The following is a 26,612-nucleotide window of genomic DNA, read 5'->3' on the forward strand; positions in this document are numbered from 1 at the left end:
TGTCGCATACAGAACCCAGCTTACACAGAGCGCCTGAATAGGCTTTTATGAGTGTCCAAGATTTGGGGGCCAGTTCATTTTTCAGACGACCTATGCTTTGCCGGTGAAGATTTGGGTTGTTGATGGACGGTTGGCTGCTATATGGTAGCGCGTTTCAAATGCGGCTTCTTCTCCCGCGTTCAGCTTGATTAACCCTAAGCCGTTATTGAAACAGTCGGGTGCGCCGCTGAGGTTTTCGATGGCGATGGAGTCGCGGGTCGGCGGGGTGAAGATTTGCAGGTAGGGATAGGATGCGTCGGGGTAAATGCTCAGGGTCAGTCCGTTGCCTGAAAGTGTGCAGGCGGCGGGTTTGCTGCGTGCCAAGAAAAAGCTGTTGTCCAATTCGATACCCGACAGGCTTGAGGTCGTCTGAAAACGGGTGTCGTCTATCATGCTGCCGTCGGGAACCAAATCGGCATCAAAGCCCAAGCGTTTGCTGCTGTCGATTTCCAGCGACCAATCGTCGGCTTTGCCGCCGAGCGTGAAATAGGGGTGCCAGCCGTCTGCGAGCGGCATGGCGGTTGCGCCTTGGTTGCGGACGGTAGAGCGGATGCTTAAGCCGTCTGCGCTGAGGCGGTAGCGGACAGTCAGGCTGAAGGGGAAGGGATAGCCGCTGTCGTCTTGTGCGTAATCTGCGCGGATTTCGACCTCGGCGGATTGGTCGTCTGAATGGCTGTTGACGAGGGCGAACTCGCGGTTATACATCAAACCGTGTGCCGCGTGTTCGGCGAGTTTGAATTTGCCGCACTGATAGGCTTTGCCGTCAAAGCTGTATTTGCCGTAGCGCAGGCGGCAGGCGTATGGGCTGAGTTTGCCGCTGCGGAACCATTCGGTCAGGCTCCCGCGAGCGTGTTGCGGGGAGTCGTAGGCTTTGACGATATTGAACCATGTGCCGTCGGGGCGGCGGATTTCGTAGCGGTTGAGCAGCCCGCCGTAAAAATAAATTTCCGCGCGCAAATCGGCGGAAGCGAGCAGCAGGTGGTCGTTGTCGGTTTTGAGTGTGAACATGAAGCGGCTCCTGATTGGGGTGGGGGCAAGGTGTATAAAAGGTCGTCTGAAAAGTTTTCAGACGACCTTTGCGGTCAGGCTTTCCGCCGGCGGCGTTCGCCCGGCAGCAGCATATCCGCCCATTTGATGATGTTGGCGACTTCGGCGGGGTTGAGTTCGTAGAACTGTCCGCGTTTGAGGCGGTTGGGCAGGCCGATGGGGCCGAAGCCGACGCGCACGAGGCGGCTGACGGTGAGGCCTTGGCTTTCGAATATGCGGCGCACTTCGCGGTTGCGGCCTTCTTTAATCACGACGTTGTACCATTTGTTCGCGCCTTCGCCGCCTTGTTCGTAGATGCGTTCGACTTTTGCCAAGCCGTCTTCGAGCATCACGCCTTCTTCGGTGAGGCTGCGCATTTGTTCGGTGGTCAGCCCGCCCAGTACGCGCACGGCGTATTCGCGTTCGACTTCAAAGCTGGGATGGGCGAAACGTTGGACGAGTTCGCCGGAGGTGGTCAGGATGAGCAGGCCGCTGGTGTTGATGTCCAAACGTCCGATGGCGACCCAGCGGCTGCTGGCGGCTTGCGGCAGACGGTCGAAAATGCTGACGCGGCCTTGCGGGTCGTCGCGGGAGACGATTTCGCCTTCTTGTTTGTAATACAGGATGATGCGCGGCAGGCGGTCGGCCCATTTGAGTTTGATGATGCTGCCTTTGACGGTAACGTGGTCGTCGGGGGTGACTTTGTCGCCCAGTTGCGCGGTTTTGCCGTTGACCGTTACCCAGCCGTTGTTGATCCATTCTTCCATTTCGCGGCGCGAGCCGACGCCGGACGCGGCAAGCACTTTTTGCAGGCGTTCGGGTTCCATGCGCGACAGGTCGCTGCGGCGCTCTTTCAAATCGCGCGCGCGTTCCATGATTTTTTGGTTGGGATTGCGGACGACGAGTTTTCTGGCTTTGGCGGCGCGCTGTTTGGGGGCGTTTTGCGGCTTGAGGTCGTCTGAAACTTTTTGTCCGTAAGGTTGTGAAGCGGTTTTCCGCGTTTCGTCTTTGGGACGGGCTTTGCTTTTGAAAGGTTTAACGGTTTTCTTGGCAGACGGGGCTGCGCCGTCGCGCCATTGGCGTTTGCTGGTGGGTTGCTTGGACATGGGGTTCTCCTAACGCGTTTCCTGATGATTGGAACGGTTCTTCTGCGGCGGTGGCGGCAGGATAAGTTACGGATAAAAGGCCGTCTGAAACGAATGAAACGAGTTTTGTTAAAACGTTTTTATATTTCAGACGACCTTTTGCTGGAGTCGGGATTTTACCCTATCGGCTTGAAGCTGTGGGAAGTTTAAGGCGACAGCCGCTCGCGTATCCAGTTACCGTCAACCAAGCGGTATTGGATGCGGTCGTGCAGGCGGCTGGGGCGGCCCTGCCAGAATTCGATGCGGTCTGGGATGACGAGATAGCCGCCCCAATGCGGCGGGCGCGGGACGTGCAGCGGGTGTTTCGCGCCTACGGCAGCGGCTTTGGCGACCAACATCGCCTTGCTCGACAACACTTCGCTTTGTGCGCTTGCCCATGCGCCGATGCGGCTGGTGTAGGGGCGGCTGTCGAAATATTCGTCCGAAGCAGCGGCATCCAGTTTTTCGATGCGCCCTTCAACGCGCACCTGCCGCTCCAGTTCCGGCCAGAAAAACGTCATGGCGGCAAACGGATGCGCGTCAAACGAGCGTCCTTTGCGGCTTAAGTAATTGCTGAAAAACACAAATCCCTGCGGATTGACTTCTTTCAGCAGCACCATGCGACTGTTCGGCCTACCGTCTTCGCCCACGGAAGCGACGTTGACGGCGGTCGGTTCGTTGACTTGCGAATGAATCGCCTCGTTCAGCCATTGCTCGAACTGGACAATCGGGTCGGCATGGCATTCCGATTCCGACAGTTCGCGCTTGCTGTAATCTTCGCGGATATTGTGCAAATCCATGATGTCCTCCGATATTCACGTTTATTTGAATGAATCATACCCCGTTTTTTCAGACGACTCCAACGATAGGGCGGGAGAATATGTGTATAATCCGCGTCAAATCAAATGAAACGGAAAAAATCATGCAAACCGAAGTCGAACTGAAAATCCTCAATCCGAAAATGGCGGACAAACTGCCCGCCTACGCCACGCCGGGTTCTGCCGGACTGGACCTGCGCGCCTGTCTGGACGAAGCCGTTACCCTGCAACCGGGCGACACCTACCTTGTTCCGACCGGTCTGGCGGTTCACCTTGCCAATCCCGACTACGCCGCCGTTTTGCTGCCGCGTTCCGGTCTGGGACACAAACACGGCATCGTCTTGGGCAACTTGGTCGGACTGATCGACTCGGACTATCAGGGCGAACTCAAAGTCTCCGTGTGGAACAGAGGCAAAGAAGCGTTCACCATTGAGCCGCTGGAACGCATCGCGCAAATGGTCATCGTCCCCATCGTTCAAGCCTCGTTTAAAGTTGTGGACGAATTTGCCGCCAGCGAACGCGGCGAAGGCGGCTTCGGCAGCACGGGCAAGGCGTAAACCGCCTGTTCACATACAAAGGTCGTCTGAAAACTTGCGATGCGGGTTTCAGACGACCTTTTGCCGTATTTGTATTGCAGGCTGAAATTGATAGAACGTGCAGTATTGGTTACAATTTCGTTTCTTAAAATTTTTTAACGTTTGACAACGGATAGAAAGACTGCAATGGCTGAAACAATGAAAAAACAGGCGGATTCGCCTGATTTGGTGTACGGTTTGGAAGACAAACCGCCATTCGGAAATGCCTTATTAAGCGCGATCACGCATCTTCTGGCGATTTTTGTGCCGATGATTACGCCCGCGCTGATTGTGGGCGGCGCGCTGGAATTGCCGGTTGAGATGACGGCGTATCTCGTGTCGATGGCGATGGTTGCGTCGGGTGTCGGCACTTATTTGCAGGTCAACCGCTTCGGACCGGTCGGTTCGGGGATGCTGTCTATCCAGTCTGTGAATTTCTCGTTCGTTACCGTCATGATTGTGCTGGGCGCGGGGATGAAAGAGGGCGGTTTGACTGAGGATGTGATGATTTCGACACTCTTGGGCGTATCGTTTGTCGGCGCGTTTTTGGTGTGTTTCTCAGCGTGGCTTCTGCCGTATTTGAAGAAAGTGATTACGCCGACGGTCAGCGGCGTGGTCGTGATGCTGATTGGTCTAAGTTTGGTACACGTCGGCATTACCGATTTCGGCGGCGGCTTCGACGCGAAGGCGGACGGCACGTTCGGCTCGATGGAAAACTTGGGGCTGGCGTCGCTGGTGTTGCTGATTGTGTTGATCTTCAACTGCATGAAAAACCCGTTGTTGCGCATGAGCGGCATCGCGGTCGGGTTGATTGTCGGCTACATCGTCGCGCTGTTTTTGGGCAAGGTGGATTTTTCCGCGCTGCAAAACCTGCCGCTGGTTACGCTGCCCGTACCGTTTAAATATGGTTTTGCTTTTGACTGGCACGCATTTATTGTGGCGGGCGCGATTTTCCTGTTGAGCGTGTTTGAGGCGGTCGGCGATTTGACCGCGACGGCAATGGTGTCCGACCAGCCGATTGAAGGCGAAGAATACACCAAACGCCTGCGCGGCGGCGTGTTGGCGGACGGCTTGGTATCGGTGATTGCGACGGCTTTGGGTTCGCTGCCTCTGACCACCTTCGCGCAAAACAACGGCGTGATTCAGATGACCGGCGTGGCTTCGCGCCATGTGGGCAAATATATTGCCGTGATTTTGGTGCTGTTGGGTTTGTTCCCCGTGGTCGGACGTGCGTTTACGACGATTCCGAGTCCGGTGTTAGGCGGCGCAATGGTTTTGATGTTCGGCTTGATTGCGATTGCGGGCGTGCGGATTTTGGTCAGCCACGGTATCCGCAGGCGCGAAGCGGTGATTGCGGCAACGTCGGTCGGTCTGGGCTTGGGCGTGGCGTTTGAGCCGGAAGTGTTTAAAAACCTGCCCGTCTTGTTTCAAAACTCCATTTCCGCCGGCGGCATCACGGCAGTTATCCTGAACCTGCTTTTGCCGGAGGATAAAACCGACAAAGTCGTCGAAATCAATACCGAGGGGCTGGAGCATTAAGCTTCAAGCGTAAACAAAAAGGTCGTCTGAAATTTGATTTTCAGACGACCTTTTTGATAATCCTATTACATAAATATGACGTTCGTGGAATAATCCGCAAACTTTAAAAATCAGGTAACTATATGATTAAAAGAAAGAAAATAATTTTTGCGATTTTAACTTCAGTTATCTTGTTCTCAATTTATTTTTTCAGCAATTACCGTATCTTCTTTTCACCTTTTGAAATCCTCAGCAACAAAACTATAGAGCATAACCTGCAAGGGATTTGCGTGGATGAGGGAAGAAAGTTGAGCAAGGAAGAGTTGCTGAGGCGGGCGTTGGTCAGCTATTTCACGCATGAATCGACAGGGCAGTATTTCGATGACCCATCTGACTACGCCTGGAAGGACAGATGCCCTACTGAGAAATCGTGTCAGTTGTATATGATGCCCGCTATCGAGATGGGGGATTATATCTTTGACAAGGAAAAAAGAATCTCGCTATTAAAGGCGAGGAATAACGGGGTTACATTCAGCAGGGCGGATCAGTTTTTTCCAAAAAATGTCCGCTACCAATCGCACAAGCTGCCCTTCGGATTTTATGCCTCAAACAGGTTCAGTTCTTTTTACCCCTATGACTGCTGCGGTATCAAGGAAAAGTCAGAGTTGTTGAAATCTGATTATCCGTTCAATGGCACACCCGATTTATTGGAACAAAGAGGACTGGGAAATTATTTTTTAGATTTAAAAATAATTAATTTAAATTTAACAGATAAAATGGAAGTATATTATATGAGATATATCATAAATAATTGTGGATTATATCTTCCTGAAAAATATTCTTCTGTAAAAGGCGATTATACAAAGCATATGACTACAGATTATGGTTTCCATATTAATGAGAATTGGATTCAAGTGGTTACAGAAATTCCTGTTGGCTGTATAAAATGGAGTAATGGAAAACCTGATGACTCTGTAACGCGTTTACTTTTGAAAAGATTGGATTATATTTTCAACTACCAAACCATTTGGAATGGTAATGATTTTTACAGTTGTCTCAAAAAATCTTAGACTACACGAGGAAATGCAATAATGTCTCAAACTAAAAAATTTATTTTGGATTTGTCTGGAAATTATACAAGCGAAGTATTGTATGAGATGTATTCATTTGGTTGTTTAGGTTTAGTGTTGAAATGTTGTCTGAAAATTTCAGACGACCTTCTATATTAGAAATATAACTACTGGGTAAAAACGCTTTGTCTTTTTATTCCATTTGTGTAGAATATTTCAAGCTGATAGATATTTGATTATCCTAATGATCAATTAGGCAATTTTATTGTTAGATATGATGGAACGGTTATGGCAGCGGTTGCTTATTACATTTTTATTTTAGTCATTGGAATTATTCCTGGGTTTAGGATTGGGGCAAGGTTCTACAGAAAAAGGCATTCGGAGCATTCGGAAAGAAAGAGAAAGGTAGGAACTTAATTATGATAGGTATTCTTTTCCTGATTCTTCATATTATTGTCTTTGGGGCGGTCGGGTTTGTGCTTGGGGTGGCATTTGAGTGGCAGTATGCAAAGCAGAATACTCTACTTGATTGTAAAAAAACAAAGTTATATCTCTTTATAAGCCTCATTCTAGGATTTGGATTTATGTTCTTTGATGAGCTAATAGGATTGATTCAGTTTAAAAAATTATGTAATCAATCCAGTATTGTATTTCTGCATAATCCTAATGAGATAAAAAATAAGAATTTAATAAAAGTAAGATATAAAAAAAGTAATGTTAGATTTTCTTTTTTAGAAATTTATTATTATAAGAAAGAATATGTTGATTCTCATGGAGAAAAATATATTATCGTTTATCCTTATGTAGCTAAAGGGGGGTGGGTTTCAAAAGTATTGAATGGAGCTGTGGGAGCGGAGAAAACCCCTTTTCTTTTCTCTAATAGATACTGTAATCTTCATTATATTAACTCAATTGATAAGTTATATAATTTTAATATAGTCAAAGAGATTGATTTCTAGGCGTATATATATTTTAAAATCATACTATGGAAATTATTATCAATACTATTAAAAATATGCGTATTAACTCATTATTGAGTGGTGCGGTTTATACAAAATTAATTGAAGCTGCTAATTCAGGTTCAACAGGATTGAGAGACATTGTAAGGGAAAGCAAGACGTAGCCTGCATAAAGTCTCTGTTTCATCAGATAGGATGTGTGCGGAATGCATGCATGCGGTTGTTTGTATTTGGTATTGCAAGGTCGTCTGAAAATTTCAGACGACCTTTTCAGTAATTCTATTGTATAAATATGACGTTCGTGGAATAATCCGCAAACTTTAAAAATCAGGTAACAATATGATTAAAAACAAGAAAATAATTTTTTCGATTTTAACTTCAGTTATCTTGGCTAGCTGATGCAGTTTATACAGATATTCAAAAACTTAGGGATAATAGTGCTCGGGATAATATGGAGGATATAATGTCAGAACGTATGTCCTCGTATCGAGTGAAATTCATTGCTAATAATTTTGAGATTGTTGCTGCTTTAGAAAAAAGTAACCTCTATCAAAATGGTTTCGCAGCAGCAGTATGGAAAGGAAAGGGCGGCACCTCTTACAAAGGTAAGCTCTTTCGTAAATAAAAAGGTCGTCTGAAACCTGAAACATGGTTTTCAGACGACCTTTTTCTTTGAATCGGTTTTATCCGTCCGTTTTCAGCATCCGCAAGAAGTTTCGTCCGATGTCTGAAGGCTCAAAGCTTTGCGTTTTTTGGCTTTTTCGTAACGGCAGCGTTGACGCTCGGTAGTAATTTCCAGCGGCGGGACGGGAACGGGTTTGCCGTCTTCAACCGCGACCATGGTGAAGTAGCAGCTATTGGTATGGCGCACTTCGCCGGTGCGGATGTTTTGCGCTTCGACGCGGATGCCGATTTCCATGGAGGTTCTGCCCGTGTAGTTGACGCTGGCGTAGAAGGTTACCAAGTCGCCGACGTGTATCGGCTCTTTAAACAAGACTTTATCGACAGACAGGGTAACGCAGTAGTTGCCGCTGTAACGGCTGGCGCAGGAATAAGCGACTTGGTCGAGCAGGCGCAAAAGTTCGCCGCCGTGAACGTTGCCGCTGAAATTGGCGGTGTCCGGCATCATCAGCTCGGACATGATGAGTTCGTGTGAAGGGAGTTGGCGGGCTTGTTCCATGATGTTCCTCTTTTTGAAATAAATGTTTGTGTTGAAACGGGCGGTCTGAGAGTAGTTTGAATGGTTTCAGACGACCTTAACGAGTGTATTTAATATATGAACATACGGCAATTGGATTTTTTTATGGGTTTATAACCATTTTCTGCGCGAGAAGAAAATCAGCAGCCCGACGATGATACACAACATCAAACCCAAGACCATAAAATAGCCGTAATGCCAATGCAGCTCGGGCATATTGTCAAAGTTCATGCCGTAGATGCCGGTGATGACGGTCAGCGGCATGAAGATGATGGTGATGACGGTTAGGACGCGCATTTGCTGGTTCATGCGGTTGGACTGGAAGGAAAGGTAGATGTCCATCATGCTCAACACCATGTCGCGCGAGGTGTCGAGCGATTCGAGAAGCTGCATGTTGTGGTCGTACACGTCGCGCAGATAGACGGTGGACTCGCCTTCGAAAATGGCAAAATCGCCGCGCACGGCAAGCTGATAGAACACGTCGCGCAAAGGTAAGAGCGTGCGGCGCAGGCGGACGGCGTCGCGCTTGAGGCGGTGGATTTTGCCGAGAATGTCGCTGTTTTCATTTTTAAACAGGGATTTGTCTATGGATTCGACGCGGTTGTTGTACTCTTCCAAGACGATGAAATAGTCGTCCACGATGCGGTCGAGCAGGCAATAGGCGAGGAAGGCTGTGTTTTTGCCGAGGATACCACGCGGGTTTTCGCTCATTTGACGGCGCAACTGGCTGAACAGTCCCAGCGGTTTTTGCTGGAACGACAACACGAAATCCTTGCCGATAATCAGATACACCTGGTCGGAATTCAGTTTGCCGGCGGCGGTGTAGTGATAAACTTGCGCGGCGATAAACAGATAATTGCCGTAGTCTTCGATTTTGGGGCGCTGTTTGCGGCTGAGGATGTCTTCGATGACCAGCTCGTGGATGCCGTAAGGTTCCAGCGCGTGTTTGAGGAGCGCGGCGTTGTTGATGCCGACAAAGTGCAGCCAGTTAATCTGCCCCGCTTGCGGACGGACGATGTCGGGCAGTTTTTTACCCGCGAGATAATCGTGCTGGGCAAACGTATCGGCGGAATAAAGCGTCTGGTGGATGGCGGAACGCGGCGCGTTGTCGGTATTGCTGCGTGGGACGGTTTGGTCTTGCGGGATTTCTGCGGGTATTGTCTCGGGAGCGGGTGGTGTGTTCATCATGATTGAAAAGGTATGTCTGAAGGTCGTCTGAAAACGGAATGTTTTTTCAGACGACCTTGGTTTTAAATTATTAGCATTGTAACAGAGTAGGGCAGGTACCAAGGTCGTCTGAAAATTCAAAGGCGGCGCATATTCAAAGCATGTCGTTTCGGGTATAGTATCGCTTATTGGTACACGGTTGTTTCCTTTGCAGGAAAAGATTTTGGAGCTGTAAAAATGTTTAAACGTCCTGAAGAAATCATTGTTTTGGTGCTGGCTGTTTTATGGGTGGTTTTGACGTATTTTCTGGCCGCATTTTGTGGGGCGGATGCTTATACGGTGATGTTGATCACCGGGCTGACTTTGATTTGGACGGCGGTATGTTTCCGCTTTTGGCAAAAGGGCTGGGAGCGCAACATTTGGCCTGTTTTTTTAGGATGTCTTGTTGCTTGCTGGTGGCCGATGTTGGATTGGCTTGCCGTCAAAGATATTATTGTGCCGAATTCTGAAGCAGCGGCGATTGTGGTTGCAAAACCTTGGTACGCAAACTGGATTTTCAAATCTTTTCTGGCTTTGCTGCCTGTCGTTGCCGGATATGCATTGAAATGGAAAAGATCGCGTCATGCCCGAAATTTGGTTGGTTAAGCATCCAATCACTTTGTAAAAACGCCGTTTGCCGAAACGGCGTTTTTTACTTCCGTCCGACTTGATTTTAGAGCGATTGCCCTTAACTACAAATCCAATAAAAATTTTGGATATTATTAATCAAAGGAATAACATGGCAGAAAAAAATTATTACGAAATATTGGGCGTCGCTAAAGATGCGGATGAAGCCGCTATTAAAAAAGCCTACCGCAAGCTGGTGCGCAAATACCATCCTGATGTGAGCAAAGAACCGGATGCCGTTGAGCGTACGGCGGAAATCAACCGTGCTTACGAGACGCTTTCCGATAAGGAAAAACGTGCCGAGTATGATGAAATGTTGGCAAACCCTTATGGCCGCAACGCAGGGGGCAATCCGTTCGGACAAGGCGGGAACCCGTTCGGCAACGGTTTTGACGGCGGAGGTTTCCGTTATGAGTACCGGGAAGGAGAGCCGTTCGGCGCGGGTGACTTTAATTTCGAAGACTTGTTTTCATCGTTCCGCCACGCCGGCTCACGTCCCGAGCAGCCGCGCGGTCCCGTCAAGGGAGAGGATCAACACGCCGAATTGAGCATTGATATTTATGCAGCCTATACCGGTGCGGAGCGCAGTCTAACTTTGAATGTGCCGACTTTGGACGAATACGGCCGTATGGTTTACCAAAGCAAAACCCTCAACGTCAAAATCCCCAAAGGCATCGCCGAAGGCCAGCAAATCCGTTTGGCAGGGCAGGGGTTGCCGGGCAGCAATGGCGGAGCGAACGGGGATCTGTACTTGAAAATTAAGTTCCACGACCGGCCGGACTTGTACGTCAAAAACAGAAAAGACGTATATCAGACGATAGATGTCAAACCGTGGGAGGCAGTATTGGGCGGTAAAATCATCGTTCCTACCGCATCCGGCCGCTTACAGGTCAATTTGCCTGCCAACACTCAGAGCGGCAAAACCATCCGCCTTAAAGGCAAGGGCATTCCGGCTAAAGAAGCAGGAGACCTATACTTGAATATCCGCATCAATGTTCCTGTTGCAGAAAGTGAAGCCGACCGTGCCGCATGGGAGAAACTGGCAGAACATTTCGCTGCGAAACACGCATGAAAGGAAGGATAAACCATGACGCAATCCACCGACATCACATTGACTTTTGAAGAAATCATTGCTGTCAGCCATTGCCGCCGCGATTGGCTGTTGGAACTCATCGAGGAAGACATCATCAGCATAGGCGGCAAGCCCGAACAAACTACGTTCAGCGGTTTCCACCTTGCACGCATCCGCCGCGCACAGCGTCTGAGCCGTGATTTTGAGGCCGGCATCCCGGCGTTGGGCTTGATTATGCGGCTTTTAGACGAAGTGGAAGAGTTGAGGAAAGCACAGCGGCCGTCTGTGTTGCCGGAAGAGGAAGGACAATAGGGCGTTGTTATGTGTGAAGAAAGGTCGTCTGAAAACAAAACAGGTTTTCAGACGACCTTTTTAAGTATGGTCAGATAACAAGGGTTTGGGATAAATCAACCTATAGCTTGGGTTTTTATCTGGAAACTTCTAATACGATCAGCATCGGTGTCGTACCGCTTGTTTATTTGATGAATTTGATGAGTTTGATGGATTCCCGCCTGCGTCGGCATTGCGCTTCTATATTTACTTTTTCCCATATTTTTTGTACAACTTGGGTTTAACCTTATTTAAAGAGGTCGTCTGAAATGCCTGTCATGCTGATTGTCCGTCCGTCCGCGCGTGCGGGAGATGATGTGCGAACCTGTTCGCGGGCAGGGTGGCGCGCGCGGGTATTGAGTCCGGTTGAAATCGAGCCGGATGAAATGGCGTTGCTCGGTTTGAAAGAACAGTTTTTCCGTGCGGACGCGGTATTTTGGGTCAGTCCGACGGCGGTTGAAACTGCTGCGCCGTATGTCGATTTTTCAGACGACCTGAAGGTTCAGATTGCGGTCGGACAGGCAAGCGGTCGCGCTTTGCGGCGTTACGGCGCGAAAAATGTGTCTGTGCCGCAAGAAGGCAACGACAGCGAGGCGGTATTGCGGCTGCCGGTTTGGGATACGCTGCCGCAAAGCGCGCGCGTATTGATTGTGCGCGGACGCGGCGGGCGCGATTTTTTGGCGGAGTCGTTAAAGAAAAAAGGCTTTGCGGTCGAAATCGCGGAAGTGTATTTCAGACGACCTAATGAATTGAATTGGCAGGATTTTGATGCCGAATCCATTGATGCCGCCTTTATCGCTTCGGGCGAACTGGTACGCGGGCTGTTTGCGCAGGTTCCGCCGCAATTTTCCCGATTCTTCGAATCCTTGTTATACTTCACCCATCATCCGCGCATAGCCGACGCGCTTCGCGAGGCGGGTGCGCGCCACATACGGGTCGTCGCTTCTCTGGAGGCGGCACTTTCATTACTTCCTAAGGAGCAAACCGATGAGCCGGTCTGAAGATAATCCATCCGAAGCAAACGAAGCCGGTCGACCGATTATCGTCGACAGTCAAGGCAACGCGGAGTCGTCTGAAACAGCGGCTCCGAAAAAGGCAAAACAGCCTAAAACCTCCGAATACGCAGGAACACACATGTCTGAATCTAAAAATCTATCCCAAAACCAACCTGCCCCCGTCATCATCAAACAATCCGGCGGCAGAGGGCTGGCAGCAGGCGCACTGGTGCTGGCGCTGCTGGGTTTGGGCGCAAGCGGCTTTTTGTTCGTACACGGACAAAACGTCCTGAAAAACCAAGAGCTTTCGTTTAACCAAAAGCTCGATAAAGCCGCATTGGGCGAATCTGAAAACGCCTTACTCCTGAAAGACCATTTAAACCGCCAAACCGCCATCCAAGCAGAAATCGACCGCTTGGGCAAAGCGCAAATGGCAAACAACGAACAAATCCTGTTGACGCAAAAAGCGTATCAAGAGCTGACCAAAGGGCGCGTCAACTGGCTGGTTGACGAAGCAGAAACCATGTTGAACCTTGCCTCGCAGCAACTGCTCTTATCAGGCAATGTGCAAGGCGCAGCAGCGGTGTTGGAACACATCGACAGCCGCTTGAGCCGTTTCGACCAGCCCGAACTGCTGTCCATCAAACAAGCCGTCAGCCATGATTTGGCGGCATTGAAAAACCGTCCTTATGTCGATATTTCCGGCACAGCGTTGCGCCTCGACCGCTTGGAAACCGCCGTTTCCGGTCTGCCGCTGGTGTTGGACGGCGTATTGCAGCCGGGCGAGCACGCGCAAAGCAACGGCGCATCTTCAGGCTCTTGGTGGCAAAATGCTTGGGATAAATCTTTGGTTGCGCTGAAAGGGCTGGTGGAAGTCCGCCGACTCGACAATAAAGACGCCATGCTGCTGTCACCCGAACAGGCGTATTTCGTCCGCGAAAACCTGCGCCTGCGCCTTTTGGACGCGCGAACCGCGCTGATGCAGCACAATGGCGAAGTTTATCAAAGCGACTTGAACTACGTCGAAGCGGCGGTCAGACAATACTTTGACGGCAAATCGCCAGCGACACAGGCATGGTTGAAAGAATTGTCAGAATTGAAGGCGCTGGAAGTGCGCATGATTTCAGACGATAGTTTGAAAGCCAGCCTCAGCGCAGTCCGCGCTTATCAAGACGGCACACGCGCTCCGATCGCGCTGCCCGAACCCGTAACGACTGCTGCGTCTGCTCCTCTGCCCTCCGCCGCTTCCGAAGCGGCCGTTCCTCAAACCGCTGCGCCGGTAAATGAAAACGCTTCTGCACCGAAGGCTCCCCATCCTGCCAAAGCAAGACCCGCGCCTGAGCAGAAACCTGCTCCAGCCGCCCAAACAGAAGCGAAACCTTTAGAAGCTCCAGCGCTGCCTTCCGAGACTAAGCCGCAAAACATTTCCGAGCCGGAAAAGAAAGCCGCTCCTGAAAAACAAAGCCGTCCTGCCGCCGATGTTGAGACCAAAGGAGGCCGCGCATGAAAGTTGTCGTCTGGATTGTCGTTTTATTCGCAGCCGCAGTCGGTGTCGTCCTGACTTCCGGTGTTTACACGGGTAATGTCTATATCGTCGTCGGACAAGTGATGATGCGGGTCAACCTGCATGCCTTTATCTTAGGTCTGATTCTTTTTGTCGTTGCCCTGTATTTCCTGATCAAATTTATCGTCGGACTGATGAACATCCCTGCCCGTATGCAGCGTTTCGGTACAGCGCGCAAAGGCCGTCAGGCAGCCGTCGCTTTGAACAGCGCAGGTTTAGCATTTTTTGAAGGCCGCTTTGAAAAAGCGGAGCAGGAAGCGTCCAAAGTATTGGAAAACAAAGAAGCCGGCGACAACCGCAATCTCGCGCTGATGTTGGGCGCACACGCTGCCGACCAAATGGAAAACTTCGATCTGCGCGACCAATACCTGAAAGACATCGAGAAACTGCCGAACAAACAGCAGCTTTCCCGTTATCTTTTGTTGGCGGAATCTGCACTCAGCCGCCGCGATTATCCGACCGCCCTGGAAAATCTGAACGCCGCCGCGCGTATCCATCCCAACCTGTCCCGTCTCACCCGCCTGCAACTGCGTTATGCCTTTGACCACGGCGATGCGGAAGACGTGTTGGCGAAATCCGAAAAACTGATGAAAGCCGGCGCGATTAACGATTTTGAAGCGGAGCAATACCAAAGCTGGGCATACCGCCGCCTTTTGGCTGAAGCGTCAGATGCAGGTCGTCTGAAAGCCTGTCTGAAACGCATTCCCGAAGCACTCAAAGCGGACGAATTGTGTGTCGCCATTGCCGAAAAATACGAGCGTCTCGGACTCTATGCCGAAGCCGTCAAATGGGTGCGCCACTACTATCCGCAAAACCGCCGTCCCGAACTTTTAGAAGCCTTTGTCGAAAGCGTCCGCTTCCTCAACGAACGCGATCAGCAAAAAGCCATCGACCTTGCCGATTCTTGGCTGAAAGACAAACCTGACGACGCGCCGCTCTTGATGTACCTCGGACAGCTTGCCTACGGCCGCAGCCTGTGGGGTAAAGCGCAAAGTTATCTTGAAGCCAGTATCGCCCTGCAACCGAGCATCGCCGCCCGCCTCATGCTGGCGCGCGTACACGACGAAACCGGACAGCCGCAAAAAGCTCAGGAACAGCGGAAGTTGGTTTTGGAAGCCGTCTCCGAAGAAGAGCGCCACGCCGCGTTGGTGCCGCACAGCTGAGCTTAGAAAACATCCTTATCTATCCCCTTTTCAGACGACCTTTCATTGCGAAAACCGCCGCAAAGGTCGTCTGAAAACCGTTTTCCTTCCCTGTTTTACAAACAAACCGAAAGCCCCACATGACCTCTTTGAAAAACGACACTTTCCTCCGCGCCCTGCTCAAACAACCCGTCGAATACACGCCGATTTGGATGATGCGTCAGGCGGGGCGTTATCTGCCCGAATACAAAGCCACGCGCGCGAAAGCGGGCAGCTTTCTCGATTTGTGCAAAAACACCGAGCTGGCAACCGAAGTTACCATTCAACCTTTAGAACGCTTCGATTTGGACGCGGCAATTTTGTTCTCGGACATCCTGACTGTCCCTGACGCAATGGGCTTGGGACTGTATTTTGCCGAAGGCGAAGGCCCGAAGTTCGAACGCCCCTTGCAACACGAAGCCGACATCGCCAAGCTGCAGGTTCCTGATATGGAAAAACTGCAATACGTTTTCGACGCGGTAACTTCCATCCGCAAAGCATTGGACGGCCGCGTACCGCTTATCGGCTTCTCCGGCAGCCCGTTCACACTCGCCTGCTACATGGTCGAAGGCGGCAGCAGCAAAGAGTTCCGCAACATCAAAACCATGATGTACTCGCGCCCCGATTTGCTGCACAAAATCCTCGACACCAACGCCCAAGCCGTTACCGCCTACCTCAACGCCCAAATCGACGCGGGAGCGCAGGCTGTGCAGATTTTCGACACTTGGGGTGGCGTGTTGAGCGATGCGGCGTTTAAAGAATTCAGCCTCAAATACATCCGCCAAATCGTCGCCGGATTGGAACGCGAAAGCGAAGGCAGACGCGTTCCCGTTATCGTATTTGCCAAAGGCGGCGGACTGTGGCTGGAAAGCATGGCGGAAATCGGCGCAGACGCCTTGGGCTTGGACTGGACGTGCAACATCGGCGAAGCACGCCGCCGCGTCGGCAACCAAGTCGCCCTGCAAGGCAACTTCGACCCATTTGCCCTCTTCGGCACGCCCGAATCCATCCGCACCGAAGTCGCACGCATCCTAGCCGACTACGGACACGGCAGCGGTCATGTCTTCAACCTCGGACACGGCATCAACCAACATGCCGACCCCGAACACGCCGAAATCTTAGTCGATACCGTACACGAACTGTCGCGCCAATATCACGCCTGATTGAGCGTGCAGAAAGGTCGTCTGAAAAATCGCTATACTCGTTTTTCAGACGACCTTTGTATATACTCACTATTTGAACCTTACCGCCTCAAACCAGTCAGATTCAAAATACATCCGCTCCCGCCATTCCTCCACCGCTTATCGAACATGACCTTTCTAAAAGACATTACCTGGACAGAAATCTTCATTTTCGCCCACACCTGCGCCGCGCTCGGCTGCGTCTTGCGCGTGTTGTACAAACAAAAAAACATCGGCTCCACGTTTGCCTGGCTGATTATCCTCTTCCTTTTCCCCGTCTTCGGCACCATCGCCTACCTGCTTATCGGCGAACCGCGGCTCGGCACGGCGCGGGCAAAGCGTACGGACGAGATGAACCGCTTCTACCAAGGTTTCGTCGAAACTTACCTGTCTAACCTTTATCTTGATATCGGCGACAAAGTCAAATCCCGTTATCACGGCATCAGCAAAGTCGCTGCGAGCGGAACGGGACTCGGTGCGACGCGCAACAACGCCATGATGCTGCTGTCCACTACCGATGAAATCATCGACACCATGCTTGCCGACATCCGCGCCGCACGCCATTCCTGCATGCTCGCCTTCTACATCATCGAACCCGAAGGCAGGATAGAAGAACTGTTAAACGAACTCCTCGCCGCCGCCGACAGAGGTTTGGATTGCGCCATCCTCGCCGACGCCGTCGGCAGCAGCCGCTTTTTCGACAGCGGCTGGGTAGAAACCCTGCGCGAAGCCGGCGTAGAAGTCCACGCCTCATTGCCCGTCGGCGTCTGGCGCACCTTCTTCACCCGCACCGACCTGCGCAACCACCGCAAAATCCTCGTCATCGACAGCAAAATCGGCTACACCGGCAGCTTCAACCTCGCCGATCCCCGCTTCTTCAAAAAAGATTCAGGCGTCGGCGAATGGGTGGACGTCATGATGCGCTGCACCGGCCCGCTGGTACTCGAACTCTCCGCCGTCTTCTTTGCCGACCTCGCCGTCGAAACAGACGAAAACCTCGAAGGCGTACAACAATACCTGACGCAGGCGCAAGAGCGCATTCCCGAAATCCTTCCCGAAAAAATGCAGCAGGGCGACATCGTTGCCCAAGTCATCCCCTCCGCGCCAGAACAAGGCAGCCACGTCATTTACGAAACCATCATCAGCGCGATTTACGCCGCCACCAAACAAATCACCATCACCACCCCCTATTTCGTCCCCGACGAACCCCTCCTGATGGCATTGACCATCGCCGCCAAACGCGGAGTCAAAGTTACCCTGATCCTACCTGCCAAAGTCGATTCCCTCATGGTACGCTACGCCTCCCGCGCCTACTACCCCATGCTGCTCGACGCAGGCGTCAAAATCGCCATGTTCGAAGGCGGGCTGCTACACGCCAAAACCATGACCATAGACGAAGATTACGCCCTCTTCGGCACGGTCAACATGGATATGCGCAGCTTCTTCCTCAACCTCGAAATCAGCCTCGCCATCTACGACCGCGACATCACCAAACAAATTTGCAACCTCCAACGCGACTACCTCAAAAACAGCAGCTACATCACCGTCAAAGCATGGCAGCAACGCTCCAAATTCCGCGGGCTGATAGAAAACACCGTCCGCTTAGTCAGTCCGCTTTTGTAATAGATGAAAAAATGGAACCATGCCGTCATTTTCCGCAGGAAATTCAATAATCGAGGTCGTCTGAAAACCAGTTTTCAGACGACCTTTATCAAAAAATCCTCAATGCTACAACTCAAAACCGCTTTCAAACATCCGTGCCTGTCCGCTGACAGGATCGGTAAACTCAATTCGTTTTGCCAAAAGTTTTAAAGGTTTCCCATAATCCTCATCACCCGCAGCAGACGGAACGGGATAAAGCGCATCGTTCATCAGCGGCATGCCCAGGCTCATCATATGCACGCGCAGTTGGTGTTTCTTCCCTGTATGCGGCGTAAGGCGGTAGAGGCTGAACGCGCCGCGATTTTCGATAAGCTCGACTGTTGTGTGCGCGTTTGGCTCACCTTCCACTTCAAGTGTCGTAAAAAATTTTTCCCCGCGCACCATGCGTGAAGAAATGTTTAGCGGATAAGCTAAATCCGTCCGCGTCGGCGCGATTGCCTCATAAGTTTTGCAGACAGTTTTATTTTGGAACATGGTTTGATAATCGCGGCGCGTGGCAGGATTGTGCGACAGCAGCATGACCCCTGCCGTATCCTTGTCCAAGCGGTGAATCGGCGTAATGTCCGCTACATTCAAATGCTGCAATTCCGGCCGCAGGCGCAGGCGGGTCAGCAGCGTTTCACGCAAAAAACGCCCGCTGGGGATGACGGGTAGAAAATGCGGTTTATCAACCACAATAAGATGCTCATCAACAAACAGAATCTTCTCTTCAAACGGAATCCGCGGTTCGCTATCTCTGCTGGTTTCACGGTAATAAAACATCATCTTGCCCGCTTCAAACACCGTATGCTCGTTAAACGGTGCCCCGTCCGCACCTACCACAAAACCGCTGTTCAGCCGCCTGCGCCAATTTTCTTCACCGACAAAAGGAAAACGTGTGCAGAGAAAATGCAGGAGCGGCAGGCCGTAAAACTCTTTTTCATGCGGCAGCACCAAATAGCTGGGCTTTACACCGTTTAAAAGGGGGAGGGGATTAGAAGGTTTTTTCATGTGGCGGATTGCTTATAGAAAAAATTGTCTGAAAATGATTGAATGGTTCTGTAATTGATAAACTCAACTGTCTAAACGGCTTTAAGCTTTTAATTTGGATTTTGTCATCATTTATTTTAAAAAATTTACAAAAAAAATTGTTGACAATAAATATTTGAGAAATTAATTTTTGAAAAAATATGGTGAGAAATAGAGAAAGACATGAAAAATATTTTAATCCCAATTTTTCCCTTGTGCCGTCTGTTGCTTTAGCTGAACTTCCTTTAAATTTAGAGTCATTGTAGATTGATAGGGGAAAGGTCAAATCATGATATGCTGTCAGTTATGTATAGTGGATTAAATTTAAATCAGGACAAGGCGACGAAGCCGCAGACAGTACAGATAGTACGGCAAGGCGAGGCAACGCCGTACTGGTTTAAAGTTAATCCACTATAAGTAGTGAAAGTCGGCATTCGGAATTATCTTCTACTATCTATATCCAAAAAGGCTCAGCAAGTTTTATTTCCATTCCAGCTGAACTTCGAAAAAATAATCGAAATACGAATATGGGTTTGAGTATGGTAGGCATACGTTATGTCATAAGCGAAAAGGCAGAATTGTATGATAACGTCAGTTATTTATGGGTGGAAAGCCGTAATTTAAATGGTATGCTAAAAATAAAGCCAAGGATAAGAGCCTATCAAATATCAATTAGGGATTAATTATAATGCTGTTTAGGACGGTAAAAATCCGGCTTTATTAAATCATTTGTTGGCTGTTGGCGGAGTTGTAGAAGGAGCTGTCGGTGGATATGCACCATCATATTGATCCGAACCTTCTCCATCAAGAAAGCAGCCGCTGACTCCTAGTTGAATGGTGATGCGAAATGTCAAATTTTTACATAACATTTGCTTTGATGATTGCATTCAATATTATTTTACGCAAATTATATATAAAATTTGCTTGTAAAAATGGTTGGTGTGAGTTCATCTATTATTTTGTTATCTTTTTTATTAATGTTCACATATTTGTTCGTTATGTGAAATGGTGAGATACACGGCAGTCAAGATGATATATGTTGCGTATATTTATTTTTTATGAATATTATGCTGATAGTGTTAACTTTTATACAAATTATTTATAGAGAGGATGCTGAACGTGATACGTCGTTTTTTACTCGAAGTCCGAAACGTCAGACGGAGTTCGCAGTCTGACAGATAAAATGGTGGCGTGCATTTTGAATTTGAGCGAAAAGGTCGTCTGAAAATTTTTTCAGACGACCTTTTCGCTCAAATCCTTCGTTGCCCAAACCTCACAACTCCTTAAAAATCAGCTATAATTGCCGACTATTTTGATTCCGGTATCCCTATTTGAAATGGCACAAAAAATCCAATCCGTCAAAGGCATGAACGACCTTTTGCCCGTCGAACAGAAAGATTTCAAGCTGACCGCTGCGTTTTGGCAGGCGTTTGAAGATGTGGTCGGCAGCTGGACGCGTGCTTATGGTTATCAGCAAATCCGTACGCCGATTGTCGAGCAGACGGGTTTGTTTGTCCGCTCCATCGGTGAAGAAACCGATGTGGTCGGCAAGGAAATGTACACTTTTTCCGATTCCAACGATTCTTTGAGCCTGAGCCTGCGGCCGGAAGGTACGGCATCCTGCCTGCGCGCGGTGGTCGAGCATAACCTGTTGTACAACGGCCCGCAAAAGCTGTGGTACATGGGGCCGATGTTCCGCCGCGAACGCCCGCAAAAAGGACGTTACCGCCAGTTTCATCAAGTCGGCATCGAGGCGTTGGGTTTTGAAGGCCCGGACATCGACGCCGAAATCATTGCCATGTCGGCGGATTTGTGGGACAAGCTAGGCATCCGTGATTACCTGACTTTAGAAATCAACAGCTTGGGCAACCGAGAAGAACGTGCGGCACACCGTGCGGCTTTGGTCGAATATCTGACCCGTTATGAAGACAAGTTGGACGAAGACAGCAAACGTCGTCTGAAAACCAATCCGTTGCGCGTTTTGGATTCCAAAAATCCCGATTTGCAGGAAATCTGCAATGCCGCGCCGCATCTGACCGATTATCTGGGCGAAGAGTCGCGCAATCATTACAGCTGTTTCAAAGCCATGCTGGAAGGCTTGGGCATTGAATACGTCGAAAATCCGCGACTGGTTCGCGGCTTGGATTATTACAACCAGACCGTTTTTGAATGGACGACCGACAAACTTGGTGCGCAGGCGACGGTGTGCGGCGGTGGACGTTACGATGGCTTGATTGAAGAACTCGGTGGTAAGCCCGCTCCGTCCATTGGTTTTGCAATGGGTATCGAGCGTTTGCTGCTGCTGGTTAGCGAATACGGTTCGCTGGAAGTCAATGCCGCGCCTGACGTGTACGCCATGCATCAGGGCGAGGGCGCGGATTTGCAAGTGATGAAATACGCACAAGCCCTACGCGCACAAGGTTTCAACGTGATGCAGCATTCCGGCTATCAAAGCCTGAAAGCGCAAATGAAAAAAGCCGACAACAGCGGCGCGCGCTTTGCCCTGATTGTCGCGCAAGACGAATTGGCGAACGGTACGGTTACGCTCAAAGACATGAACGGCGCACACGGTCAGCAAACCGTCGCCGCCGACGATTTAATCCACACTTTACAACAATGGAAGAACGCATAAATGGCAGCCCATCTCGAAGAACAACAAGAGTTAGACAATTTTAAATACTTTTGGAAAACTACCGGCCGATGGCTGTTTGCCCTGCTGATCGCAGCGGCGTTGGGCTATTTGGGCTATACCATATATAAAAGCCATAAAGTCTCGAAAAGTCAGGAAGCTGCCGAAGTATTGGCGAAAATCGTCGATAAAATGCAGGCAAAAGCTTCGCAAGCCGAAGTTAACGCTGATTTGACCAATCTCCAGCAAAACTATTCGGATTCCATTGCCGCCGCGCAAGCGACACTGATGGCAGCTGCGACAGAATATGATGCCCGCCGTTACGACGTGGCGGAAGGTCATCTGAACTGGGTGCTGCAAAACCAAAAAGCCCCGCTGGTTCAAGCATTGGCGGCGCAGCGTTTGGGTATTGTCCTGTTGCAGCAGAAAAAATACGATGCCGCGATTGCAGCATTGAACACGAAAGTCGAAGCCGATTTCGAGCCGTTGCTGTTGGAAGCGAAAGGCGATGTTTATGCCGCGCAAAACAAAACCAAAGAAGCCGCGCAAGGCTATCAGCAGGCTTTGGAAAAGTTGCCTAAAGACGCTATCGAACGCGAATTGCTGCAAATGAAGCTGGATTCGCAAAAATAAGGTCGTCTGAAAAATTGAGAGACGTATGCGGCTTGTCGGAATCTTTCCGGCAAGCCTTGTCTATTTTAATTGTGTTCCACTTTATTATATAGTGGATTAAAATAAAAATGAGAAAAGGCGGTAACGCCAGCCAGTACGTAAGGGCGTTGGCAACGCCGTATTATTACAATTTTCATCCACTATATTTTCAGACGACCCCTTATCCTTTTTAACCTACCGTGTTTTGAAAAACACCTGCTCGTGTTGCAGGTTCGCTTCCGAACCGACACTTGACACAGAAAGACCCCATCATGAAACCTACCATCGCCCTTGTCGGACGCCCGAACGTCGGCAAATCCACCTTGTTCAACCGCCTGACGCGCACCAAAGACGCGCTTGTACACGACCTGCCCGGCTTGACCCGCGACCGCCATTACGGACACGGCAAAATCGGCAGCAAACCTTATCTCGTCATCGATACCGGCGGTTTCGAGCCGGTTGTGGACAGCGGGATTTTGCACGAAATGGCGAAGCAGACCTTGCAGGCTGTCGATGAAGCCGATGCCGTCGTGTTCTTGGTGGACGGACGCACCGGTCTGACTCCGCAAGACAAAATCATCGCCGACCGCTTGCGCCAAAGCCCGCGTCCCGTTTATCTGGCGGTAAACAAAGGCGAGGGCGGCAACAGAGCCGTGCTTGCCGCCGAGTTTTACGAGTTGGCATTGGGCGAGCCGCACGTTATTTCCGGTGCGCACGGCGACGGCGTGTATTACCTGATTGAAGAAATTTTAGAAAACTTCCCTGAGCCTGAAGCCGAAGAAGCCGATGTAAAACATCCTGTTTTTGCCGTTATCGGTCGTCCGAATGTCGGCAAATCCACGCTGGTTAACGCCATTCTCGGCGAAGAGCGTGTGATTGCCTTCGATATGGCAGGCACAACGCGCGACAGCATCCACATCGATTTCGAACGCGAAGGCAAGCCGTTTACCATCATCGATACCGCAGGCGTGCGCCGCCGCGGCAAAGTTGATGAGGCGGTGGAAAAGTTCTCCGTTATCAAAGCGATGCAGGCGGTTGAGGCGGCAAACGTTGCCGTTTTGGTATTGGACGCGCAGCAGGACATCGCCGACCAAGATGCCACGATTGCCGGTTTTGCCTTGGAAGCAGGGCGTGCGCTGGTGGTTGCCGTCAATAAATGGGATGGCATCAGCGAAGAGCGCCGCGAACAGATCAAACGCGACATTTCCCGCAAACTGTATTTCCTCGATTTTGCCAAGTTCCACTTCATTTCCGCATTGAAAGAACGCGGTATCGACGGATTGTTCGACAGCATTCAGGCAGCCTACAACGCCGCCATGATTAAGATGCCGACGCCGAAAATTACCCGCGTCCTGCAAAGCGCCATCGAACGCCAACAGCCGCCGCGCGCAGGTTTGGTGCGCCCGAAAATGCGTTATGCCCACCAAGGCGGCATGAACCCGCCCGTGATTGTGGTGCACGGCAATTCGCTGCACGCGATTTCCGACAGCTATACGCGCTACCTGACCCAGACGTTCCGCAAAGCCTTTAACCTGCAAGGTACGCCGCTTCGGATTCAATACAATGTTTCTGAAAACCCGTATGAAAACGCGGAAGACAAACCGAAGAAAAAACCGCTGCGCCGCGTCAGTCTGAGCAACCGCATCGAAAAACGCGAGGGTCGCAAGGAAGAGAAAAACCGTTTTAAAAAGAAAACCAAAGTCAGCGTGAAAAAACAGCACAGCAAATAAATCTGACGAAACAAGGGGCGCGCCGCGAGGCGTGCCCCTTTTAGATTGCGTTCGGGCGAATAGGGTGGTTGGTGATGAAGCCTTTTTAAAAGTATAGTGGATTAAATTTAAATCAGGACAAGGCGACGAAGCCGCAGACAGTACAAATAGTACGGCAAGGCGAGACAACGCCGTACTGGTTTAAATTTAATCCACTATAATTTGCTAAGATTTTGTAATAAAAAGATTTTGTTTGATGGTAAGGTCGTCTGAAAATCTAAATCCTCCGTCGTATGTCTGGTTGCAAAAATTGTTTGTGTTGAAATGAATTTTTAATACATTGGGGTAGAAAATCGTTGAAAAGCCCGTCGTTTGATAGAGGTTTGCATATTCTTACGGAAAAATAGTTGGTAATTTTTCTCGTTCGGGTCTACAATCCGACTCATGTTCGTTTTCAAAACGATTTCAAAATCATAATAATGGAGCTTATGAATATGACAGCTAAAGGACAAATGTTACAAGATCCTTTTTTGAATGCGTTGCGTAAAGAGCACGTTCCGGTTTCGATTTATTTGGTCAACGGTATCAAACTGCAAGGCCAAGTCGAGTCGTTTGACCAATACGTCGTTCTGCTGCGTAATACTTCCGTTACCCAAATGGTTTATAAACACGCGATTTCAACTATCGTTCCTGCCCGTGCCGTGAGCCTGCAACACGAGAACAAACCCCAAGCCGCTGCGGCTGCCCCGGTTCAAGTTGAGACCGTGCAACAACCTGCCGAATAATGTATGTAACGCATTAATCGATTCTGATACCTTACCGCTTGCCGGTAAGGTATTTTTATTTTCAGACGACCTCCGTATGGTTTCATCTTATGCAGCTCGAAAACATCCTCCCTTTTGCACACTCGCTTCTCAAACAAGCCTTAAAACCCGATGCCCGCGCTTTGGATGGCACGGCGGGAAACGGCAACGATACGCTGATGCTGGCGCGTTCAGTCGGTAGCGACGGGAAAGTGTGGGCGTTTGACGTGCAAGAGCAGGCATTGGCAAACACCCGAATGCGCTTGGAAGAAGCAGGCATGGTGAATAGGGTGGAGCTAATATTGGACGGACATGAGAACCTAGCCGCCCATATCCGCGAACCGTTGGACGCGGCGGTATTCAATTTCGGCTGGCTGCCCGGAGGCGATAAGAGTTGTACGACAGAAGCGGCAACCAGTATCCGCGCGTTGACATCCGCCTTATCGCTGCTGAAAACGGGCGGGCTGGCGGTTGCCGTCCTGTATCCGGGGCATGAGGCGGGGCTGCATGAAGCGCAGGCAATCGAAGACTGGGCGCAGCAGTTGCCACAGGATGAATTTGCCGTTTTGCGTTATGGCTTTATCAACCGCCGCAACCGCCCGCCGTATTTGTTGGCGTTTGAAAAGTTACGTCAAGAATGAATGTTTGCGGTAGAATAGACGCTTCTTTCAAAAACAATAACGTGCGACCGCTATGCAATATCTGTTTGTAAAATACAGCCATCAGATTTTCGTTACCATCACCATTTTGGTGTTCAATATCCGCTTTTTCCTGCTTTGGCGGCATCCCGACAAACCTTTGGCGGGCATCTGGAAAGCCCTTCCTCATCTCAACGACACCATGCTGCTCTTTACCGGCTTGTGGCTGATGAAGATTACCCACTTTTCGCCCTTTAATTCGCCGTGGCTCGGCAGCAAAATCCTGTTGCTCTTGGTTTACATCGGGCTGGGTATGGTCATGATGCGTTCCCGTCCGCGTTCGCCGAAGTTTTACGCCATTTATGTTTTGTCGATGGCTTGCGTCGGCTGCATCGTCTATCTTGCCAAAACCAAAACGCTGCCGTTTTAAAGAGGTCGTCTGAAAATGCCGCAAACCCATTTTGCCGTCATCGCTTTGGGCAGCAACCTTGCCGAACCTGCCAGCCAAGTCCGCGCCGCATTGTCCGCGCTGGAGGCGCATCCGCAGATTCAAATCGAAAAAACATCCTCGCTGTACGTAACCGCGCCGGTCGGATACGACGATCAGCCTGATTTCGTCAACGCCGTTTGTTCCGTCCGCACTTCATTAGACGGCGTTTCGCTGCTTGCTGTGTTGAACCGTATCGAGGCGGATTTCGGGCGGGAACGCACGTTTCGAAATGCCCCGCGCACATTAGACTTGGACATCATCGACTTTGACGGCATCTCCAGCAGCGACCCGCATCTGACCCTGCCGCATCCGCGCGCGCACGAACGCAGCTTTGTGATGAAGCCGCTGGCTGAAATCCTGCCTGATTTTGTTTTGGGCGGACACGGACGGGCGGCGGATTTGGCGGCTGCTTTGGGCGATGAAGGGATAAGCCTGTTTGAAGCCGTTTGAGGCAAGGCGGTGAAATATAGTGGATTAACTTTAAACCAGTACGGCGTTGCCTCGCCTTAGCTCAAAGAGAACGATTCTCTAAGGTGCTG

Annotated in this window: 26 protein-coding genes and 1 pseudogene; 21 read left to right on the top strand and 6 right to left on the bottom strand. The window is 50.2% G+C overall.

The window, feature by feature from the left end:
• Positions 1-90: 90 nt before the first annotated feature.
• The 3 genes from AC5M9B_RS10060 to pdxH all read right to left on the bottom strand — a co-directional run bounded on the left by AC5M9B_RS10060 (position 91) and on the right by pdxH (position 2,989).
• Entirely contained in the window at positions 91-1,047 is a 957-nt protein-coding gene (locus AC5M9B_RS10060) for an aldose 1-epimerase (RefSeq protein WP_487648596.1), read from the bottom strand.
• A 74-nt stretch (positions 1,048-1,121) separates the two neighbouring features.
• On the bottom strand, positions 1,122-2,171 hold the full coding sequence (locus AC5M9B_RS10065; RefSeq protein WP_487648597.1) for a pseudouridine synthase: 1,050 nt from the start codon (positions 2,169-2,171) through the stop codon (positions 1,122-1,124).
• Positions 2,172-2,356: 185 nt separating this feature from the next.
• Positions 2,357-2,989: a pyridoxamine 5'-phosphate oxidase gene (pdxH, locus tag AC5M9B_RS10070; protein WP_003743995.1), complete on the bottom strand. Its 633-nt coding sequence runs from the start codon at positions 2,987-2,989 to the stop codon at positions 2,357-2,359.
• Positions 2,990-3,111: 122 nt separating this feature from the next.
• Here pdxH and dut point away from each other — a divergent pair, with 122 nt between their 5' ends.
• The 5 genes from dut to AC5M9B_RS10095 all read left to right on the top strand — a co-directional run bounded on the left by dut (position 3,112) and on the right by AC5M9B_RS10095 (position 7,754).
• Entirely contained in the window at positions 3,112-3,564 is a 453-nt protein-coding gene (gene dut, locus AC5M9B_RS10075) for a dUTP diphosphatase (protein WP_487648598.1), read from the top strand.
• A 165-nt stretch (positions 3,565-3,729) separates the two neighbouring features.
• Complete coding sequence (locus tag AC5M9B_RS10080) at positions 3,730-5,121, top strand: nucleobase:cation symporter-2 family protein (protein WP_487648599.1); 1,392 nt, start codon at positions 3,730-3,732, stop codon at positions 5,119-5,121.
• A 122-nt stretch (positions 5,122-5,243) separates the two neighbouring features.
• Positions 5,244-6,170: a hypothetical protein gene (locus AC5M9B_RS10085; RefSeq protein WP_487648600.1), complete on the top strand. Its 927-nt coding sequence runs from the start codon at positions 5,244-5,246 to the stop codon at positions 6,168-6,170.
• Between the two features lie 419 nt (positions 6,171-6,589).
• Positions 6,590-7,129: a hypothetical protein gene (locus tag AC5M9B_RS10090; protein ID WP_070656047.1), complete on the top strand. Its 540-nt coding sequence runs from the start codon at positions 6,590-6,592 to the stop codon at positions 7,127-7,129.
• Positions 7,130-7,592: 463 nt separating this feature from the next.
• A complete protein-coding gene (locus AC5M9B_RS10095) occupies positions 7,593-7,754 on the top strand; it encodes a hypothetical protein (RefSeq protein WP_186805549.1) in 162 nt (53 codons plus the stop codon).
• A 72-nt stretch (positions 7,755-7,826) separates the two neighbouring features.
• Here the strand turns inward: AC5M9B_RS10095 and AC5M9B_RS10100 are convergent, their stop codons facing one another.
• Positions 7,827-8,309 carry an acyl-CoA thioesterase gene (locus AC5M9B_RS10100; RefSeq protein WP_070538991.1) on the bottom strand — a complete coding sequence of 161 codons (483 nt, stop codon included), beginning with the start codon at positions 8,307-8,309 and terminating at the stop codon, positions 7,827-7,829.
• A 129-nt stretch (positions 8,310-8,438) separates the two neighbouring features.
• Entirely contained in the window at positions 8,439-9,515 is a 1,077-nt protein-coding gene (gene corA / locus AC5M9B_RS10105) for a magnesium/cobalt transporter CorA (RefSeq protein ID WP_487648601.1), read from the bottom strand.
• A 216-nt stretch (positions 9,516-9,731) separates the two neighbouring features.
• Between corA and AC5M9B_RS10110 the strand changes: the two genes are divergently transcribed.
• The 8 genes from AC5M9B_RS10110 (at position 9,732) to cls (ending at position 18,106) form a co-directional block, all read left to right on the top strand.
• A complete protein-coding gene (locus AC5M9B_RS10110; protein WP_019270559.1) occupies positions 9,732-10,139 on the top strand; it encodes a hypothetical protein in 408 nt (135 codons plus the stop codon).
• 133 nt (positions 10,140-10,272) lie between these two features.
• Positions 10,273-11,232 (top strand): DnaJ C-terminal domain-containing protein, encoded by a 960-nt coding sequence (locus AC5M9B_RS10115; RefSeq protein WP_019270560.1) that lies wholly within the window; start codon positions 10,273-10,275, stop codon positions 11,230-11,232.
• 15 nt (positions 11,233-11,247) lie between these two features.
• The gene (locus tag AC5M9B_RS10120; protein WP_060974803.1) at positions 11,248-11,544 is read left to right on the top strand and encodes a chaperone modulator CbpM; all 297 of its coding nucleotides are present in this window, start codon (positions 11,248-11,250) and stop codon (positions 11,542-11,544) included.
• Positions 11,545-11,831: 287 nt separating this feature from the next.
• Positions 11,832-12,563, top strand: coding sequence for a uroporphyrinogen-III synthase (locus tag AC5M9B_RS10125; RefSeq protein WP_487648602.1), 732 nt, complete (start codon positions 11,832-11,834; stop codon positions 12,561-12,563).
• Entirely contained in the window at positions 12,550-14,064 is a 1,515-nt protein-coding gene (locus tag AC5M9B_RS10130) for a uroporphyrinogen-III C-methyltransferase (RefSeq protein ID WP_487648603.1), read from the top strand. Before AC5M9B_RS10125 ends, AC5M9B_RS10130 begins: the two co-directional genes overlap by 14 nt.
• Complete coding sequence (locus AC5M9B_RS10135) at positions 14,061-15,284, top strand: heme biosynthesis protein HemY (RefSeq protein WP_487648604.1); 1,224 nt, start codon at positions 14,061-14,063, stop codon at positions 15,282-15,284. Before AC5M9B_RS10130 ends, AC5M9B_RS10135 begins: the two co-directional genes overlap by 4 nt.
• 119 nt (positions 15,285-15,403) lie before the next feature.
• On the top strand, positions 15,404-16,465 hold the full coding sequence (gene hemE / locus AC5M9B_RS10140; protein WP_487648605.1) for a uroporphyrinogen decarboxylase: 1,062 nt from the start codon (positions 15,404-15,406) through the stop codon (positions 16,463-16,465).
• 147 nt (positions 16,466-16,612) lie between these two features.
• Entirely contained in the window at positions 16,613-18,106 is a 1,494-nt protein-coding gene (cls, locus tag AC5M9B_RS10145) for a cardiolipin synthase (protein ID WP_487648606.1), read from the top strand.
• Positions 18,107-18,211: 105 nt separating this feature from the next.
• On the opposite strand, the gene AC5M9B_RS10150 is transcribed toward cls, so the two are convergent.
• A complete protein-coding gene (locus AC5M9B_RS10150) occupies positions 18,212-19,135 on the bottom strand; it encodes an RluA family pseudouridine synthase (protein WP_487648607.1) in 924 nt (307 codons plus the stop codon).
• 1,354 nt (positions 19,136-20,489) lie between these two features.
• Here AC5M9B_RS10150 and hisS point away from each other — a divergent pair.
• From hisS to folK, 8 genes and pseudogenes are all read left to right on the top strand, one after another.
• Complete coding sequence (hisS, locus tag AC5M9B_RS10155) at positions 20,490-21,785, top strand: histidine--tRNA ligase (protein ID WP_154885191.1); 1,296 nt, start codon at positions 20,490-20,492, stop codon at positions 21,783-21,785.
• Positions 21,786-22,415, top strand: a complete 630-nt coding sequence (locus AC5M9B_RS10160; RefSeq protein ID WP_487648608.1) for a YfgM family protein — start codon at positions 21,786-21,788, stop codon at positions 22,413-22,415.
• Between the two features lie 290 nt (positions 22,416-22,705).
• Positions 22,706-24,163: a ribosome biogenesis GTPase Der gene (gene der, locus AC5M9B_RS10165; protein WP_003762980.1), complete on the top strand. Its 1,458-nt coding sequence runs from the start codon at positions 22,706-22,708 to the stop codon at positions 24,161-24,163.
• 89 nt (positions 24,164-24,252) lie between these two features.
• Positions 24,253-24,360, top strand: a pseudogene (locus AC5M9B_RS10170) (IS5/IS1182 family transposase); the annotation flags it as partial.
• A gap of 276 nt (positions 24,361-24,636) precedes the next feature.
• Positions 24,637-24,927, top strand: a complete 291-nt coding sequence (gene hfq / locus AC5M9B_RS10175) for an RNA chaperone Hfq (RefSeq protein WP_003755341.1) — start codon at positions 24,637-24,639, stop codon at positions 24,925-24,927.
• A gap of 89 nt (positions 24,928-25,016) precedes the next feature.
• Positions 25,017-25,586, top strand: coding sequence for a tRNA 5-(aminomethyl)-2-thiouridylate-methyltransferase MnmM (mnmM, locus tag AC5M9B_RS10180; protein ID WP_487648609.1), 570 nt, complete (start codon positions 25,017-25,019; stop codon positions 25,584-25,586).
• 52 nt (positions 25,587-25,638) lie between these two features.
• Positions 25,639-26,013 carry a SirB2 family protein gene (locus AC5M9B_RS10185; RefSeq protein WP_003762962.1) on the top strand — a complete coding sequence of 125 codons (375 nt, stop codon included), beginning with the start codon at positions 25,639-25,641 and terminating at the stop codon, positions 26,011-26,013.
• 15 nt (positions 26,014-26,028) lie between these two features.
• Positions 26,029-26,523 (top strand): 2-amino-4-hydroxy-6-hydroxymethyldihydropteridine diphosphokinase, encoded by a 495-nt coding sequence (folK, locus tag AC5M9B_RS10190; protein ID WP_487648610.1) that lies wholly within the window; start codon positions 26,029-26,031, stop codon positions 26,521-26,523.
• Positions 26,524-26,612: the final 89 nt, after the last annotated feature.

Source organism: Neisseria flava (assembly GCF_982712965.1).